This window comes from Paraburkholderia sp. C35 (assembly GCF_003121405.1).
Classification (GTDB): Bacteria; Pseudomonadota; Gammaproteobacteria; order Burkholderiales; family Burkholderiaceae; genus Paraburkholderia.
Genome location: NZ_QBUY01000033.1, coordinates 59291 through 75969, shown reverse-complemented (window position 1 = coordinate 75969; position 16679 = coordinate 59291). Strand labels below are relative to the sequence as shown.

The following is a 16679-nucleotide window of genomic DNA, read 5'->3' as shown; positions in this document are numbered from 1 at the left end:
GCTGGGGGCCCGCAGGCAAGGACCGTAGTGGATGGTGTTCAGCGGCTTTCTTTTGCCTACTTTTCTTTGCCGCGGCAAAGAAAAGTAGGTGCTGCCCCGCACAGGGGCAACGCTAGCAAACCAGACGCAAATCGCGGACGCCAGCGAAAGCGAAAGCAAAAAAGCAAAAAGCAAAAAAACCAAAACCACTAACATGCACACCCCATATCTTTATCTGAATTTACTATTTAAATTCTGCATAACGCAGTGATAGCCTGATTTCGACCTGTAGACGCCGAGCGCGTCTGCTTCCACACCTCAACGTCCGTCAAAGCGGAAGAAACCGGAAGAATCCGGAAAACACCGGAAAAACGGCAAAGAAAGGAGCCAACGTGAGCGTCGAATTCATCGGCATGATCCAGCAGCGCAAGGTATCGGAAACGCATCTTCCCCAAGGCCCCGCGATCGACACCGAATACGTGCGCACCTTCGCTCAGGCCCACGAAAACGCGGGCTTCGACCGCATTCTCGTACCGCATAGCTCGACCAGCCCCGACGCGACGATCACCATTGCATACGCCGCGAGCGTGACCTCGCGTGTGCATTTCATGCTCGCACATCGGCCAGGCTTCGTCGCACCGACGCTCGCCGCGCGCCAGCTGGCGACGCTCGATCATTTTTCCGGCGGGCGTCTCGCCGTGCACTTCATCTCCGGCGGCAGCGATGAAGACCAGCGCCGCGACGGCGATTTTCTCGCGCACGACGAACGCTATGCACGCACCGACGAATATCTGCAGATCCTGCGGCGCGTGTGGACGGAACACGAACCCTTCGATCACGAAGGCCGTTTTTATCGCTTCGAAAAGGCCTTCTCCGATGTCAAGCCGAAGCAGACGCCGCATGTGCCGATCTATTTCGGTGGTGCGTCCGAAGCTGCGCTGAGCGTCGCAGGCAAGCACGCCGATGTCTATGCGCTGTGGGGCGAATCGAAGCAACAGGTCGCGGAATTGATTGCGCGCGTGCGTGCCGAAGCAGCAAAGCATGGCCGCACGGTGCGCTTCTCCGTGTCGTTCCGCCCTATTCTCGCTGCAACAGAAAAAGCGGCGTGGGAGCGTGCGGAGCACATCCTCGAAGAGACGCGGCGCTTGCGTGTCGAGCAGGGCTTTTCACGCGGCGGCCCGCAACAGAGCGAAGGCGCGAAGCGTCTGCTCGCCGCATCCGGCGACGGCGTACGCGCCGATGACAGACTCTGGACCGCCGTTGCAAAGGAGATCGGTGGACGCTCGAATTCGACGGCACTGGTCGGCACACCCACGCAGGTCGCGCAGACGCTCTCCGAGTACTACGACCTCGGCGTGATTACCTTCCTGATCCGTGGCTTCGATCCGCTCGAAGATGCCGTCGACTATGGCCGCGAACTGATCCCCGCCACGCGTGAACTGACTGCCCGTGCGCGCCGCGCAGCATAACAACCAGGCGCAAACATGAGCACCATACTCCACGATACGCCCACCCTCGCGCTGCGCGAGACACCCGTGCGCAAGTTCTGGTTCGACGACGACGCCGCGCCGCAGCGCACCGTGGCGCAGGAGCGTCGGCATCGTCAGGAACGTCTCGCAGGCGCTTTCCGTCTGTTCGCCCGCTATGGATTCGCGCAAGGTCTCGCCGGACATATCACCGCGCGCGATCCCGAATGGACGGACCACTTTTGGGTCAATCCGCTCGGCAAGCATTTCGGCCGCATTCGCGTATCCGATCTGTTGCTCGTCAACCAGCATGGCGAGATCGTCGTTGGCGATGGCCCCGTAAATCAGGCGGCATTTGCAATTCACGCAGCGATTCATGAAGCGCGGCCCGATGTCGTCGCTGCCGCGCATACGCAATCGTTGTACGGCAAGGCATGGTCCGCACTGGGGCGCAAACTCGATCCGTTGACGCAGGACGCCTGCTCGTTCTACGAAGACCACGCGCTCTTCGACGATTTCCGCGGCGTCGTGCTCGACACCGACGAAGGCGCGCGCATCGCCGACGCACTCGGCCAGAACAAGGCCGTGATCCTCAAGAATCACGGCATTCTCACGGCAGGTCCGACTGTTGAAGCGGCGGCGTGGTGGTACATCGCGCTCGACAACGCGTGCCACGCGCAACTGCTCGCACAGGCCGCCGGTACGCCACAGCCAATTCCGCACGACATGGCCGCGCTGACGCATCAGCAGGTCGGCCGTCCCGGCGGCGCGCAGCACGCATTCGAGAGCCTGTATGAAGGACTCGTCGAAGAGCAACCAGGGCTGCTCGACTGATGGCCAATCACAAGCTGCGTCACTTCGTCGGCGAGATCGCGGCACTCGTCGACACGAAGCCTGCAGAATCCGAGTTGCTGGAGCGTGGCGCGCAAGCGTTGCGCGAACTGGTCCGCGTCGACGACTGGCTGCCTGATGTCTTCGCGAAGCCATCCGCAGAGCGTTATCAGCAATACCTGTTGTATGCGGACGTGCAGCAGCGCTTTTCGGTTGTCAGCTTTGTCTGGGGACCGGGACAGCAGACGCCCATCCACGATCACACGGTGTGGGGCTTGATAGGCGTGTTGCGCGGAGCGGAACTCGCTGCGCCGTTCGAGCGCGACAGCAGTGGCGCGCTGCGTCAGTCGGGCGAAGAAATACGCCTTGAAACAGGCACTGTCGAAGCTGTTTCGCCGCGCATCGGCGATATTCACCGCGTGCGCAATGCGTACGACGACCGCGTCTCCGTCAGCATTCACGTGTATGGTGCCAATATCGGCGCCGTGCAACGCTCGACCTACGCACCCGACGGTCTCGGCAAGCCCTTCATCTCCGGCTATTCGAACGAAACCATCCCGAACCTGTGGGACCTCAGCAAGGAAAGAAGTTCGTCATGAAGTCATATCCCGTACGCAGCTATGAAGACGTGCGCGAAGCGCTGCTCGCACGGCGCGAAATCGCCCTGCTCGATGTGCGTGAAGAAGATCCGCATGCGCAGTGCCATCCCCTGTTCGCGGCCAACCTCTCGTTGTCGCGCATCGAACTGGATGCGTGGACGCGTCTGCCGCGCCGCGACGTACCCATCGTGCTGTTCGACGCCGGCGAAGGTTTCGCCGAGCGCGCTGCCGACAAGCTGACCGCACTCGGTTATACGAACGTCGCGCTGCTCGCAGATGGACTCGACGGCTGGATACGCGCGGGCGGCGAAGTGTTCCGCGACGTCAACGTGCCGAGCAAGGCGTTCGGCGAATTTGTCGAAGCGCAGCGGCACACGCCGTCGCTGTCGGCGGAAGCTGTCGATGCGCTGCTGAAGAATGGCGACGATATCGTCGTGCTCGACGCGCGCCGTTTCGACGAATATCAAACGATGAATATCCCCGGCAGCACCAGCGTGCCAGGCGCAGAACTGGTGCTGCGCGCGCGTGCGCTTGCGCCAAAGCCGACCACGCGCGTCATCGTCAATTGCGCGGGACGCACGCGCAGCATCATCGGCACGCAGTCGCTCGTCAATGCGGGGCTACCCAATCCTGTCGCGGCGCTGCGCAACGGCACGATCGGCTGGACGCTCGCGGGCCAGCAACTCGAACATGGCAGCGAGCGGCGCTTCGACTCGCAAGCGGGATTCGATGCCGCGCAACTTGAAGCATCGCGTCGCGCTGCACTGGCGCTGGCACAGCGCGCAGGCGTCAACCGCACGACACTGGATGAAGCCGCACGTTGGGCCGCCGATCCCGCACGCACCACGTATCGCTTCGATGTACGCACACCCGCCGAATACGAACGCGCGCACGCGCCCGGTTTTCAGGGCGCGCCAGGCGGCCAGCTCGTGCAGGAGACGGATATGTTCGCGCCCGTGCGTGGCGCGCGCGTCGTCTTGTTCGACGATGACGGCGTGCGCGCGAACATGACCGCTTCGTGGCTCGCACAGATGAACATCGACACGTGGGTGGTGGACGGCGCATCGGCGGACGATCTGACGGCAAGCGGGCCATGGCAAGCCTTGAAGCCGCCGCCCGCATCGACGCCCACGCTGACGCCGCACGAACTCGACGCACTGCTCTCGGACCCCGCGAGCGGAACAGTCGTGCTCGACGTCACGACAAGCGCGAATCATGTGAAAGCGCACATACCGGGCGCACGGTGGATCGTGCGCGCGCATCTGTCGAATACCTTCGACGACCTGCGTGCATTGCCAGATGCAAAGCGCTATGTGGTCACGTGCGGCACGAGTGCACTAGCCCCCTATGTCGCGCCGGAAATTGCGGCACTCACGGGCAAGCCGGTACACGTGCTCAACGGCGGAACATCGGCATGGGCACGCGCGGGACTGCCAGTAGAAAGCGGCGAAACGCATCTCGCCTCGCCGCGCATCGACCGTTATCGTCGTCCTTATGAAGGCACCGACAATGCGCGCGAAGCGATGAACGCCTACCTGGAATGGGAATACGGGCTCGTCGCGCAACTGGAGCGCGACGGTACGCATGGCTTCTTCGTGATCTGACGGGTGCTAACCGCACCGTGTTGAAGGTCAGGCCGCGCGCGACAGACGCGCGGCTTCGAAGCTGCGTGCAATGCTTTCCGCCAGCACCGTCAACGCCGATTGCATCTTGCCAAGCACGCGAGAGCGCACCATCCACACGGCGATTTCAGGCCTGAAATCGCTCACTTGAATCACGTCGAGACGCGCAGCATGCGTACTCGCCTGCAGCAGCGGCAAAGGCACGAGTCCCAGCCCGACACCATCGGCGACGAGACCGAGTTGAAGCTCGGTGCCAAGCGTTTCCAGATTCAGCTTCAACGCATGACCCTGTGCGGCAAGCGCATGCTGCAAGCCCGCGCGAAAGCCACACCCATCGGGATTCAGTACCCAGCCGTGCGCCTGACACTCGGCCAGCGCAACCACACGCTTCGTCATGCTGCCCTTGCGCGCGACAACGGCGAGCTTCAGTGCGCCGAGCGATTCGCCAACCAAAGCCTCCGGCAGCGAGCGATTTGCAGGCAGCAGCACGACAGCAGCATCCAGTTCGCCCTCTTCCACCTTTTGCAATAGCAGACTGCTCCAACCCGTCGACACGCGCGCCTGCAGTCCCGGATGCGCTTCACGCAATGCGTGCAACGCTTTGAGCATGGCGACATCGGCAACCGTCTGTGCGACACCTACGCGCAGCACGCCCGCTAACGGCGCATCGTCAGTGACGAGAGCTTTGAGTACTTCGATTTCACGGACGACTGCGCGGCATTGCTCGTACACCGCGCGACCCATCGGCGTGGTTCTCAGCGGCTTCGTATTGCGATCGAGCAATGCTACGCCGAGTGCTTCTTCGAAGTTCTGGATGCGGCGCGTCACGGCGGGTTGTGTGAGCGCCAGCGAATTTGCCGCCTGACTCAGCGACTGCCCGCGCACAACAGCGACAAATGCCTCGATCTCATCGAGTTTCATTGAGTACTTTCCACTTGATGAAGCATGAACGAATGACACAACGCATTGAGCTTAGCGTGATTGATATAGAGCCTTCAAGTCTGCACACGCATTTCGGTCTCGCATATTAGCTAAGCAGAACAATGCGTTTGCCTTATAAAAAGCGCCTGCGTATCGTGTGTTTTTCATGTTCACTCGCCTCCATACCGAACCATCATGCAACGTCTGCTCGCTCGCCTGCTTCTGATCGCACTATCCGCAGCACCCTTTACCGCTCATGCCGACACGACCTTGAAAGTCGGCGATCAGCAACTACAGACGCGCGGCATTCTCGAAGCCTCCGGGCAACTGAAAGATGTGCCGTACAAGATCGAATGGTTCAACTTCCCGGCTGCACAACCGCTCGGAGAAGCGTTGAACGCGGGTGCGATCGATGTCGGCGGACTCGGCGATGCACCGTTGATCTTCGCCTATGCAGCAGGCGCGAAAGTGCGTGCCGTCGCTGCGACACGTTCGCAGCCGGTCGATCTGGCCATCATCGTCCCCGAACAATCGACGATCAAAAGCGCCGCCGATCTCAAAGGCAAACGCATCGCGACCACGCGTGGCTCGATTGGCCATTACCTCGTCATCGCCACACTCGAACGCGCGGGCATCAAACTCTCCGATGTATCGCTACGTTTCATGCAACCCGCCGATGCAAAGGCCGCGCTCGCTTCAGGCAATGTCGATGCGTGGTCCACGTGGGATCCCTATGTCGCGCTCGCTGAACAGCGCGATCACGATCGCAGTATCGCCAACGGCGTGAATCTTTCATCGGGGCTGAGCTTCCAGGCCGCCACCGAAGATTCCATCAAGACGAGGCACGCGGAAATAGCCGACTTTCTGAAGCGCGTTGCCGCGGGTCAACGCTGGGCACTGTCGCATCCCGATGAAGTTGCGGCGATGCAATCGCGCGTCACCGGCTTGCCGCCTGAAGTACTGAAGACGATGTATCAGCGTGCCCAACTGCATCCCGTTGCCATCGCCGACCATCTGGTTGCCGAGCAGCAAAAGACCGCCGATCTCTATCACCGTGCCGACGTGATCAAGACGCGACTCGAAGTTGCGCCGAGCTTCGACCGGCAATTTCCGCTGGATGCACAGTGATTTCACCCAACAACCTTCATCCGTTCGATAACGTCCGCCTGTCATGACACGCCGCCATCCCGATACCACTCTCCTCGAAACAGAGCGCGACGCCGATGCCCTCGAAGCGCTCGCGGATCTCGACAGCTCACGCGCGGACGCATGGCTGGCTGTCCTGACGGATGAATTCGCCGCCAGTGCTGCCGCGCTCGACGCCGGTCCGCATTTTCCTCACGACAACCTCGCGAGACTGCGCCGCGCCGGCCTGCTCTCACTGACGGTTCCACGCGCGCTGGGCGGCCACGAGGCAACGCTCGCGCAAAGCCTGAAAGTGATCCGTGCGATTGCGCGCGGCGAGCCGTCCACGGCATTGATCGTCGTGATGCAGTGCCTTTACCATTTGCGTCTTCAGGCGAATCCGAACTGGCCCGCCGCGCTCAAGGAGCGCATTGCCCGCGACGCCGTGGAGCGCGGCGCGTTGATCAATTCCTTGCGCGTCGAACCCGAACTCGGTTCGCCATCGCGTGGCGGTTTGCCCGCCACCATCGGCACGCAGAAAGACGGGCACTGGTTACTGAATGGCCGCAAGCTCTATTCGACAGGCAGTCCAGGGCTGACCTGGTTCGCGGTGTGGGGCCGAACCGATGAAACGTCGCCGCGCGTCGGCACATGGCTCGTGCATCGCGACACACCGGGCATTCGTATCGGCGAGCCGTGGAATCATCTGGGCATGCGCGCGACGGGCAGTCATGAAGTGATCTTCGACGATGTGCGCGTGCCGCTGGATCAGGCCGTCGATCTCCAAACGCCTGGCCCTGCGAGTGGCATGGACCCTGTGACTAGCCAGTGGATGAATGTGCTGCTGCCGTCGATCTATGACGGCGTCGCGCGTGCCGCTCGCGACTGGTTCGTGCAATGGGCTGCGCAACGCGCGCCATCGGGTTTGAATGCGCCGCTGTCCAGCCTCGACAGTTTTCAGCAGACAGTCGGGCGCATCGACGCATTGCTGTTCAACAACCGCACGTTGCTCGATGCTGGCGCGGCGGGCCACGTTAGCGTTGCGGAAGCGCCGACCATCAAATATCTCGTCAGCAAGCACGCGATCGACGCGGTCGAACTGGCGCTCGAAGCGAGCAGCAATCCTGGCCTGAGCCGCAACAACTCACTCGAACGTCACTATCGCGACGTGCTGTGCGCGCGCATTCATACGCCGCAGAACGACACGGTGCTCGGCAATCTCGGGCGTGCGGCGTTTGCTGCGTTTCATTAGTGCAATGCGTAAAAGCAAGTCCTGCCGATGCATTCAGAACCGGTGGACTTGCATATCGCAGCGAATACCGCGCGCTGTCAGTCCTTGATGAAGTGCAGCAGATCCGCGTTGACCAGCGCCGCGTGCGTCGTGCACATGCCATGCGGCGCGCCTTCATAGATTTTCAGCTTGCCGTTCGGCACGAGCTTCGACGAAAGCTTGCCGGAATCGTCGATGGGGACGATCTGATCGGCGTCGCCTTGCAGCACCAGCGTCGGCACCGTCATCTTCTTCAGGTCTTCCGTGAAGTCCGTTTCGGAGAATGCCTTGATGCAGTCGTACGCGCTCTTGATCGAGCATTGCATGCCCGCGAACCAGAACGCGTCGATGGTGCCTTGCGACGGTTTCGCGCCTTCGCGATTGAAGCCATAGAACGGCACAGCCAGTTCCTTGAAGAACTGCGAGCGGTTTTCGATGACGCCCTTGCGAATGTCATCAAATACGGAAATCGGCAGGCCGCCCGGATTGGCGGGCGTCTTCAGCATCAGCGGCGGCACGGACGCGATCAGCACAGCCTTGCGCACACGTTGCGTGCCATGGCGGCCGATATAGCGCGCCACTTCGCCGCCGCCAGTCGAATGACCGACCAGCACAGCATCTTTCAGATCGAGATGTTCGATCAGCTCGGCGAGATCATCGGCATAACGGCTCATGTCGTTGCCGTCCCACGGCTGGCTCGAACGGCCATGTCCACGCCGGTCATGCGCAATCACACGATAACCCTTGTCCGCCAGATACATCATCTGCGCGTCCCACGCGTCGGCATTCAGCGGCCAGCCGTGCGAGAACACGACCGGTTGTCCCGAACCCCAGTCTTTATAGAAAAGCTGGGTACCATCTTTCAAACCAAACGTAGCCATTACTTGGACTCCTTGACTGATGCCAGTTCAGCCGTCACTCATCGCGTGCAATGCATCCTGTGAGCGACGCGGCGAAATACGCGCTGCGGGCTGTGCGGTCGTCATTGCACTTGGGCATCGCGTATGAGTCCAGTATCGCGGTGAATCGAACACTCGCCTTTTGCGTGGCCCCGACACTTTGGTATCTGCACGACCATTCGCGTTCGCATGCGTGCCTGCATTTCGCTATCAGGCCGTGCAGACGGAAAGGGATGCGTGCATTTGCGTAATACTGCTGCGAGTCGAAGCTCTACAGTCGGCGTACCTTCGACGCGTGACATGCCCTACGCGCGCCTTTCAATCCAGTCAGTGTCCTTGCAATCATGGAAAGCAACATCAACGGTCTTGCGTCGCAGAGTCGTGAGGTTCCGGATCACGCGTCGCACGATGAACCCGATCTGGAGTCGCAAGATCATCTGCGCTTTCAGCTTCCCTATGCGCATCTCACCACGACGTTCGGTAATGACTGGTTTGCGTTGAAGGCCGAATCGTTTGCGCGCTTTTTCGGCACGCCGACGTTTCTGCTGTCGCAGACGGTGATCGTCGCCGTGTGGATTGCGCTCAATGTGTGCGGCGTGACGCGCTTCGATGTTTATCCGTTCGTGTTGCTGAATCTCGCGTTCAGTCTTCAATCGGCGTATGCCGCGCCGTTGATTCTGCTCGCGCAGACGCGGCAGGCCGATCGAGACAAGGCGCTTGCCGATGCGGATGCGCGTCATCGTGAGGCACTTGCGCTGGCTGCTGAAAGGCGCGACAAGGCATTAGCGCATCAGGCGGAGCAGATGCAGGGGCTGCTCAAACAGAACACGGAATTGACGGAGTTGACGCGCGATCTGACCGAGCAGATCGCGCGGCTCACGCATGATGTGCACGACAAGATCACGCGGGAGAGGCATGTGAAGGGCAGTTGAATGATCAGAATGCCGGTCAAGCCAGCACATCCGAAAACACCCGCGTAGCAAACCTTCCAGAATCCGTCCCCGCACTCACCACCCCAACCGACTTCAAATCATCCGCATACAACGCAATTTCCTTTTTAAAAGCATCGCCGACCGGATGATGATGATCGGTATGGCTTTTAAGCATTGCCGTCAACTGTCCGACATTCGCACCCGGCGCATTCGGTGCAAAAATCGCCGCCGCCTCGGCAGGATTGTTCGCCGTCCACTCGGTAGCGTCGAGCAACGCTTGCGTCAACGCCTGCGCGGTCGCGCGATCCTTGCGAATCAGCGACCCGCGCACCCCCAGCACGCAGCACACGCGGTTCGCGTACTCGCCGCACAGATTGTTCGACACTTCCTGCAAATGATCCGACTCACGCAAGGTCCAGATGGTCGGATCGCCATCGGCGATCGCCTGCACTTCCCCCTTTTTGAGCGCCTCGCCAAGCAGCGTCGCGGGATACTGCCGCCAGTGAACGTCATTGTCGGGATCGACACCGAGCTTCTTCAGCGAGATCGCAAAGAAGTTTTTCGCCGGGCTCGCCATGTCGCTCACGCCCACTGTGCGCCCTTTCAGGCCCTGCAAATCGACGATGCCGGATGTCTTCGTCGCCAGCAGACGCATGCAGCCGCCGTGAATGCCCGCCGTCAGCTTCACGTCGAATCCTTGCTCCAGTGGCTTGATCCAGCGCAGCGCCATGCCGACGCCCGCATCCGATTTGCCCGTCGCGATCGCTTCGAGCAACTGGTCGGTGGAACCGGCGAAGTTGATCAGTTCGACATCGAGGCCATGCTTGCGAAAGAACCCTTGCTTGACGGCGACCGGCACGGGCGCCGTGCAGATCGCGCCCGCGTTCCATGAGCGCTTGAGCGGCTTCAGGGCTTCGTCGGCAGCCGCGGCACGCAGACCGGGCAACCCGGGCAGGAACGACGCGCCGCCAACTGCCGCAGCGCCTGCCGTCCATGCGGTCTTGCGCAGCCAGGCGCGGCGCGCGGGAGTGATGATCGGATGATCGGTCTTGTCGTCGCGTTTCATGTCGTTGTTATTCCAGTGCGTGATGAGCCAAATGCGGTGTCAAAAGCGAAATCGAAAGCAAGCGTGTTCATGTATCGAGGCCAAGTTGCGCGAGCACTTCACGTCGCAGCGCGACGAGCTTCGGGTCATCGCGATGACGTGGATACGGCGCATCGTTGCGCACCTCCGCGACGATGCGCGCCGGCCGTTCGCTCAGCACGATCACGCGATTAGCGACATACAGCGCCTCTTCGACATCGTGCGTAACGAGCAGCACGGAAAAGCGCGCAGCCTGCCATAAGCGCACCAGTTCGCCCTGCATGCGGATTCGTGTCAGCGAATCGAGCTTGCCGAACGGTTCGTCGAGCACAAGCAGTTCAGGATCATTGACGAGCGCACGCGCCAGCGCTGCACGCTGCGCCATGCCGCCCGACAGTTGATGCGGGAACGCGTCCGCGAACTGGCCGAGTCCAACCAGTTCCAGCGCGGCATCGATACGCGCCGCAGTCTCCGAACGTGCCGCATGACCTCGTCCCAGGCGCTGCGCTTCAGGTCCAAGCCCAACGTTGTCGCGCACGGTACGCCACGGAAACAAGGTCGGATCCTGAAACACCACCACGCGCGACGGATCCGGTCCGGCAATCGGCACGCCGTTCGCATGCAGCGCGCCACGCACAGGCGTATCGAGCCCCGCGACAAGCCGCAGCAAAGTCGACTTGCCACAACCACTCGGGCCGAGCAGCGCGACGAATTCGCCCGGCTCGACCGTGAGACTGATATCGTCGAGCACGGCAAGCGCTTCGCCGCGCAATGCAAAACGATGACTGACGTTGCGCACATCGATGCGCGCACCTTGCCGCGCATCCATGTGCGCGAGCCTTACCTGAGTAGCGGCTACCATTTGAGCAATCCCTTTTGCCAGGCCAACAGACGGTCGCGCAGCTTGAACAGCAGCGTGATCAGACCGGAACACACCAGCGCCATCACGAGCAGCGCGGCATACATGTTCGAATACGCAGCCCAGCCCTGCGCCCATTGCAGATACCAGCCGAGTCCCGCCTTCACGCCCATCATCTCCGCGACGATCAGCACGGAGAACGACGCGCCCAGCCCCATGAACAGGCCGACGAACACGGATGGCAGCGCGGCAGGAATGGCCACCCGCAGGATCAGAAACGAGGCTCGCGCGCCGAGCGTGCGTGCGACGTCGTAATACGCCGAATTCACACTCGCAACACCCGACCACGTGAGCACAGCGACCGGAAACGCGCTGGCAAGCGCGATCAGAAAGACGCTTGCGCTGAAGCTCGACGGAAAGAAGAAGAACGCGAGCGGCAGCCATGCCGTGGCAGGCAATGGGCCGATCAGCCGCAGCACGGCATGCAGCCAGTAACCCACCGCACGCGACCAGCCGATGCTCACGCCAATCGCGAAACCCGTCAGCGCACCGAGCACATAGCCATACGCCAGCAACACGAACGAATGCGCGACACTCGAGGCAAGTCTCGGCAGATCGTCGAAGAACACGGCGATCAGTGCCTGAGGCGGTGCGAAGAATGGGCGCGGCAGCCATTCCAGTTGCGCGGTGACGATTTCCCAAGCCGTGATGCCGAGCGCAAGCGCGAGCAACCACGGCGTCGAAGCAAGCCATCTATCCACGGCTGCCTGCTGCCCATCCGCGTGCGACGCGAGCGAACCATTCCCCCGCCACGCGCGCACACCGATTGCCGCAGACAACGCCGCGAGCGCGAACTTCAGTATCAGCAGTTCACGCGTGTAAGGCCAGTCGTCGAGTGCGTGCCACCATTGCGTCACGGCCGCGCCGCCTAGCCATGCGAGTGCCGCCAGCACGGCGACGACTTTCCGGCTCACGTCTTGCGGCACAGTGGCTGGATGCGCATGCAGGCCGGTGAGATCGATTGCCTGGGTGTTTGAGGACATGTCGATAAGCTCCCTGAAAATACGGCTCACGCAGCGCCGATGTTCGTATCCGAAATCGCGCGCACATCGATGCGCCGCGGCAGGATGGCATCGCGATACGCGGCATCGGCGACCTTCTGCAATGCAGCGATGTCGGCGTCAGACACGAAATGCTGCTTCAGCGATGCACGCTTCGTGATCTGCTTCGCGGCGTCGAGTGGCGAGCGCGTGAGCGTGGCGTAGATTTGCGCGTAAGCATCGGGATTGGCTACCGCCCAGTCGCCTGCACGTTGATAACGCTGCAGGACATCGGCGATCGCGGCCCGCTTGTGTGTGTCGGCGAGCGCCGCACCCGAAGCCGTGATGAAGCCCAGGCCACTGTTGATGCCCGTCCCGTCGCGCAGGATGCGTGCACCGCGTTGCACCGCGATGCCGTAATAAGGATCGAACGTGGCCCACACTTCGATCGAGCCGGACGCAAATGCGGCAAACGCATCTACGGGCAAGATGAAGCGCACCGACACATCGTCTTTCGACAACCCGGCTTCGGCGAGCGCACCATATAGCTGGAATTGCGAAATGCTGCCGCGCGCGGACGAGATGAACACCGTGCGCCCCTTCAGATCGGCCACCGTGCGGATCTTCGAATCCTGCGCGACGAGGATGCCAAGTTGCGCACCGGAGCCGACACGTGTCGCGACGATCTTCAAGGTCGGATCGCCGACAGCCGCCGCGAGCACGGGCAGATCGCCAGCGGGCGCGAGATCGACAGCGCCTGCGCGTTGCGCTTCGAACAGCGGCGCGGCGCCCTGGAAGTTGGCCCAGCGGAACGCGTAAGGCGCGCCGTCGAGTACTTTGGCCGCCTCAGCGAGCGCGCGCGTGCCGCCTGCCTGATCGCCGAGCACGATGGTGGTCTGCGCGGTTTCGGCAGCACGTGCGCTACGCACTGTCGATACAGACAACGCAGCAGCGGCAGGCGCCGCCGCGAGTGCGCGCAGCACACGTCGCCGCGCAGAAAAAGACGTTGGAACAGAAGCGCTCATAGATCCTCACAGTCGATATGCAGGCAAGCGTAGCGACGAAGGACCACGGTGAGAATTATTCTATTTCTATATGTTTATCTCTCGGCAATATTTATGGTTTGCATTTTTCGACTCATGCACGCGCTTATCTTCAGTCATGCGATACATAGCTGAAACATTCGCTTAGGAAGCGGCGTTTCCGTTGCTACGATGCCGGATCGGTCCATTGCTTCGCCCGATTCAACATAGAAAACGGATACACGTATGACGTATATGACACGACGGGGTTTCGCGCGGCTCGCATTTGCTTCGCTGGTTGCGTTGGCATCGGCGCTCACATCGGCGCAGAGCTTTGCGCAAAATTCAGGTGCACCTGTTTCATTGCGCATCGGTTATCAGAAATCGTCCACGCTGATTACGCTGCTCAAAGCGCGCGGCACATTGGAAAAAGCACTCGCGCCATTGAATGTGCGGGTCTCATGGAATGAGTTCACGAGCGGCCTGCCATTGACGGAAGCGCTCAATGTCGATGCCGTCGATTTCAGCGCCGATGTTGCCGACACCGTGCCGATCTTCGCGCAAGCCGCGCATGCCCGCTTCGTGTATGTCGCGCAGGAAGCGCCTTCGCCGGGTGCCCAGGCAATCATCGTCAAGAACGACAGCCCGCTGAAAACGCTCGCTGATCTCAAGGGCAAGCGCATCGCGGTGACGAAAGCGGCAGGCAGCCATTATCTGTTGCTGGCAGCATTGAACAAGACAGGACTCGCCCCGGCCGACGTGAAAATCAGTTATCTCACGCCTGCCGACGGACGCGCGGCATTCGAGCGCGGCAGCGTCGATGCATGGATCACATGGGATCCATATGTGGCTTCCGTCGATAAGAACCCTGATGTGCGCATTCTCGAGAACGGCAATGGGCTGGCGTCCTATCAGCGCTACTATCTCGCGTCGCGCACCTTCGCGGACGCCCATCCTGAAGTAGTGCAAGTGGTGTTCGATCAGTTGAAGGAAGCGGGCGAATGGTTGCGCGCGCATCCCGATGAAGCCGCTAAAACGCTGGCACCCGTATGGGGTCTCGACGCATCAACCATCGAGCGTGCCAACGCGCGACGCAGCTACGTGGTGCGCGCCGTCGCACAGCAGAATTTCGGTGAGCAGCAGATCATCGCCGATGCGTTCTACAAGAACGGCCTGCTGCCCGCGCGCGTCGAAACGAATCAGGCGCAGTTGTGGGACTTCGCGGCGAAGCGGGCGCAGGCTGCCGGCGGCTAGCGCATGACGGATCAGCGCACGAACGGGGTCAGCGCGCGCAGCCAGATTGCCACAGCCACGGCGCCGCCATCGGGTGCGCCTACCGCGCGTTCTCCGAGGTAGCTTGCGCGCCCCACACGCGGCATCATCGCCGCTGTCGATGCCGCGCCCTTCTCTGCTGCATCGACGCTGGCTGCCCATGCAGCAGGCAGCGGCTCGCCGCGTTCGATGGCTGCAGAGAACACATCCGAGGCGGGCCGCAGCGCATCGAGCATCGTGCGTTCGCCGGGTTGCGCGCCGCCGAGTTCTGAAATCGCGCTGACGGCGACATCGAATGCGTCCGCCCAGTCGGATGACGTAAGCGCATTGCTCTGCGCAAGACGGCGCGAGGCGCGCAGCAAAGCCGTGGCGTAGAACGGCCCCGAACTGCCCGCAATCGCGCGGCGCAGCGTCACGGCAAGTTCGGCCAGCGCATCGGCTGCCGATGGCCACGCCGTCGCCGGCATCGCGAGCACGGCTTCGCCTGCGCGCTTCATGCTGGAGCCGAGATCGCCATCGCCAGCCTTCGAATCGAGATCCGTGAGGTTGTGCTCTTCGGCGATCAGCGCATGCGCGGCCGCGTCGAATGCCAATTGCAGCGGCGTGCGTTCGGTAGCGTGTCTCGCGCTCGCATCGCTGCTGTTCGAGACGGATTCGTTTTCCGCACCCGATGCAATGCCCGTTGCGCCATCCACATTCACATGCCCCTTGCCCGGCCATGTCGCGACCTTCGTCGGTGCGTCCAGCAGTGCGAGGCGCTCGTCGTCGATACGCATCACCGAGATCGAACAGCCCGGCATGTTCAGCGCCGACAGCAGCGTGCCGCACCACGCACGTTCGATGCGCAACCCACGCTGTGCGAGTCCATTGATCGCAGCACGCGCGACGACGGCAAGCTCCATCGGTGTGGTCGCGCCCAGGCCGTTCACAAGCAGCGCGACGCGCTCGCCGCTCGCCAGTTGCAGATCGTCTGTGATGGCGTCGAGCAAGGTGTGAGTGAGTTCGTCGGCAGGCATCGGCTTCGTGCGCTGCACGCCCTTTTCTCCGTGGATACCGAGGCCAAGTTCGATTTCATCGTCGGCGAGACTGAAGCTCGACTGTTGCGTCGCGGGCAGCGTGCAGCCGTCGAGCGCGACGCCCATCGTGCCGATCGCATCGGCGGCGTTGCGCGCGAGCGCCGCGACCTCGGCAAGCGTCTTGCCCGCCGCAGCCGCCGCGCCCGCGATCTTGTGCACGAACACGGTTCCCGCAATGCCGCGACGCCGGCCACGCTCGACTGTGTTGCGCAATGAAACGTCATCGGCGACGACCACGACTTCAACGGGAATCCCTTCGGCACGCGCCAGTTCCGCAGCCAGCCCGAAGTTCAGGCGGTCGCCCGTGTAGTTCTTGACGACCAGCAGCGCGCCGTTCGGTCCCGCCGACGCACGGATCGCGGCCAGCACGTCGTCTGTCGACGGCGACGTGAACACTTCGCCACACACCGCGGCCGCCAGCATGCCCTCGCCGACATAGCCCGCATGCGCCGGTTCGTGCCCGCTGCCGCCGCCCGAGATGATCGCGACGTGCCGAGCCTGCGGCTCGGGCAGATCGCGCCGCACGACGACATTCGCATCGCGCAGCAAGGCGGTATCCGGTGCGAGCATCGCCAGCCCTTCGAGCATCTCGCGCACCACGCGCGACGGATCGTTCAGCAGCTTCTTCATGACGTTGAACCTCGACGATAAATTCGGGTAACGGAATGGCGCCTAAACCTAG

The 16679-nt window shown here is 62.0% G+C and carries 16 protein-coding genes; 8 read left to right on the top strand and 8 right to left on the bottom strand.

Annotation, left to right across the window (positions count from 1 at the left end; all coding sequences use genetic code 11):
- A partial coding sequence (locus tag DK391_RS44935) for a hypothetical protein (protein WP_204117405.1) occupies positions 1-195 on the bottom strand: 195 nt, incomplete at its 3' end.
- Between the two features lie 176 nt (positions 196-371).
- Here DK391_RS44935 and DK391_RS20760 point away from each other — a divergent pair.
- The 4 genes from DK391_RS20760 to DK391_RS20745 are packed head-to-tail and all read left to right on the top strand — an operon-like array spanning position 372 to position 4479.
- Positions 372-1448 carry an LLM class flavin-dependent oxidoreductase gene (locus DK391_RS20760; protein ID WP_109479857.1) on the top strand — a complete coding sequence of 359 codons (1077 nt, stop codon included), beginning with the start codon at positions 372-374 and terminating at the stop codon, positions 1446-1448.
- A 15-nt stretch (positions 1449-1463) separates the two neighbouring features.
- The gene (locus DK391_RS20755) at positions 1464-2279 is read left to right on the top strand and encodes a class II aldolase/adducin family protein (protein WP_109479856.1); all 816 of its coding nucleotides are present in this window, start codon (positions 1464-1466) and stop codon (positions 2277-2279) included.
- A complete protein-coding gene (locus DK391_RS20750) occupies positions 2279-2875 on the top strand; it encodes a cysteine dioxygenase (protein ID WP_109479855.1) in 597 nt (198 codons plus the stop codon). Before DK391_RS20755 ends, DK391_RS20750 begins: the two co-directional genes overlap by 1 nt.
- The gene (locus DK391_RS20745) at positions 2872-4479 is read left to right on the top strand and encodes a rhodanese-related sulfurtransferase (protein ID WP_109479854.1); all 1608 of its coding nucleotides are present in this window, start codon (positions 2872-2874) and stop codon (positions 4477-4479) included. Before DK391_RS20750 ends, DK391_RS20745 begins: the two co-directional genes overlap by 4 nt.
- 27 nt (positions 4480-4506) lie before the next feature.
- Here the strand turns inward: DK391_RS20745 and DK391_RS20740 are convergent, their stop codons facing one another.
- On the bottom strand, positions 4507-5418 hold the full coding sequence (locus tag DK391_RS20740; RefSeq protein ID WP_109479853.1) for a LysR family transcriptional regulator: 912 nt from the start codon (positions 5416-5418) through the stop codon (positions 4507-4509).
- A 195-nt stretch (positions 5419-5613) separates the two neighbouring features.
- Here DK391_RS20740 and DK391_RS20735 point away from each other — a divergent pair, with 195 nt between their 5' ends.
- Together DK391_RS20735 and DK391_RS20730 are read left to right on the top strand one after the other, a co-directional pair.
- The gene (locus DK391_RS20735) at positions 5614-6546 is read left to right on the top strand and encodes an ABC transporter substrate-binding protein (protein WP_109479852.1); all 933 of its coding nucleotides are present in this window, start codon (positions 5614-5616) and stop codon (positions 6544-6546) included.
- 43 nt (positions 6547-6589) lie between these two features.
- A complete protein-coding gene (locus DK391_RS20730) occupies positions 6590-7795 on the top strand; it encodes an acyl-CoA dehydrogenase family protein (protein ID WP_109479851.1) in 1206 nt (401 codons plus the stop codon).
- Positions 7796-7872: 77 nt separating this feature from the next.
- Here the strand turns inward: DK391_RS20730 and DK391_RS20725 are convergent, their stop codons facing one another.
- The gene (locus DK391_RS20725) at positions 7873-8694 is read right to left on the bottom strand and encodes an alpha/beta hydrolase (protein ID WP_109479850.1); all 822 of its coding nucleotides are present in this window, start codon (positions 8692-8694) and stop codon (positions 7873-7875) included.
- Positions 8695-9056: 362 nt separating this feature from the next.
- On the opposite strand from DK391_RS20725, the gene DK391_RS20720 reads away from it, so the two are divergent.
- The gene (locus DK391_RS20720) at positions 9057-9644 is read left to right on the top strand and encodes a DUF1003 domain-containing protein (RefSeq protein WP_109479849.1); all 588 of its coding nucleotides are present in this window, start codon (positions 9057-9059) and stop codon (positions 9642-9644) included.
- Positions 9645-9660: 16 nt separating this feature from the next.
- On the opposite strand, the gene DK391_RS20715 is transcribed toward DK391_RS20720, so the two are convergent.
- The 4 genes from DK391_RS20715 to DK391_RS20700 all read right to left on the bottom strand — a co-directional run bounded on the left by DK391_RS20715 (position 9661) and on the right by DK391_RS20700 (position 13652).
- Complete coding sequence (locus DK391_RS20715; RefSeq protein ID WP_109479848.1) at positions 9661-10710, bottom strand: ABC transporter substrate-binding protein; 1050 nt, start codon at positions 10708-10710, stop codon at positions 9661-9663.
- A 67-nt stretch (positions 10711-10777) separates the two neighbouring features.
- Entirely contained in the window at positions 10778-11590 is an 813-nt protein-coding gene (locus DK391_RS20710; protein ID WP_109479847.1) for an ABC transporter ATP-binding protein, read from the bottom strand.
- The gene (locus tag DK391_RS20705; RefSeq protein WP_109479846.1) at positions 11584-12630 is read right to left on the bottom strand and encodes an ABC transporter permease subunit; all 1047 of its coding nucleotides are present in this window, start codon (positions 12628-12630) and stop codon (positions 11584-11586) included. Before DK391_RS20705 ends, DK391_RS20710 begins: the two co-directional genes overlap by 7 nt.
- Positions 12631-12656: 26 nt before the next feature.
- Positions 12657-13652, bottom strand: coding sequence for an ABC transporter substrate-binding protein (locus DK391_RS20700; protein WP_109479845.1), 996 nt, complete (start codon positions 13650-13652; stop codon positions 12657-12659).
- Positions 13653-13895: 243 nt separating this feature from the next.
- On the opposite strand from DK391_RS20700, the gene DK391_RS20695 reads away from it, so the two are divergent.
- Positions 13896-14903 (top strand): aliphatic sulfonate ABC transporter substrate-binding protein, encoded by a 1008-nt coding sequence (locus tag DK391_RS20695; RefSeq protein WP_109479844.1) that lies wholly within the window; start codon positions 13896-13898, stop codon positions 14901-14903.
- A gap of 11 nt (positions 14904-14914) precedes the next feature.
- Here the strand turns inward: DK391_RS20695 and DK391_RS20690 are convergent, their stop codons facing one another.
- A complete protein-coding gene (locus tag DK391_RS20690; RefSeq protein WP_109479843.1) occupies positions 14915-16627 on the bottom strand; it encodes a dihydroxyacetone kinase family protein in 1713 nt (570 codons plus the stop codon).
- Positions 16628-16679 lie beyond the last annotated feature (52 nt).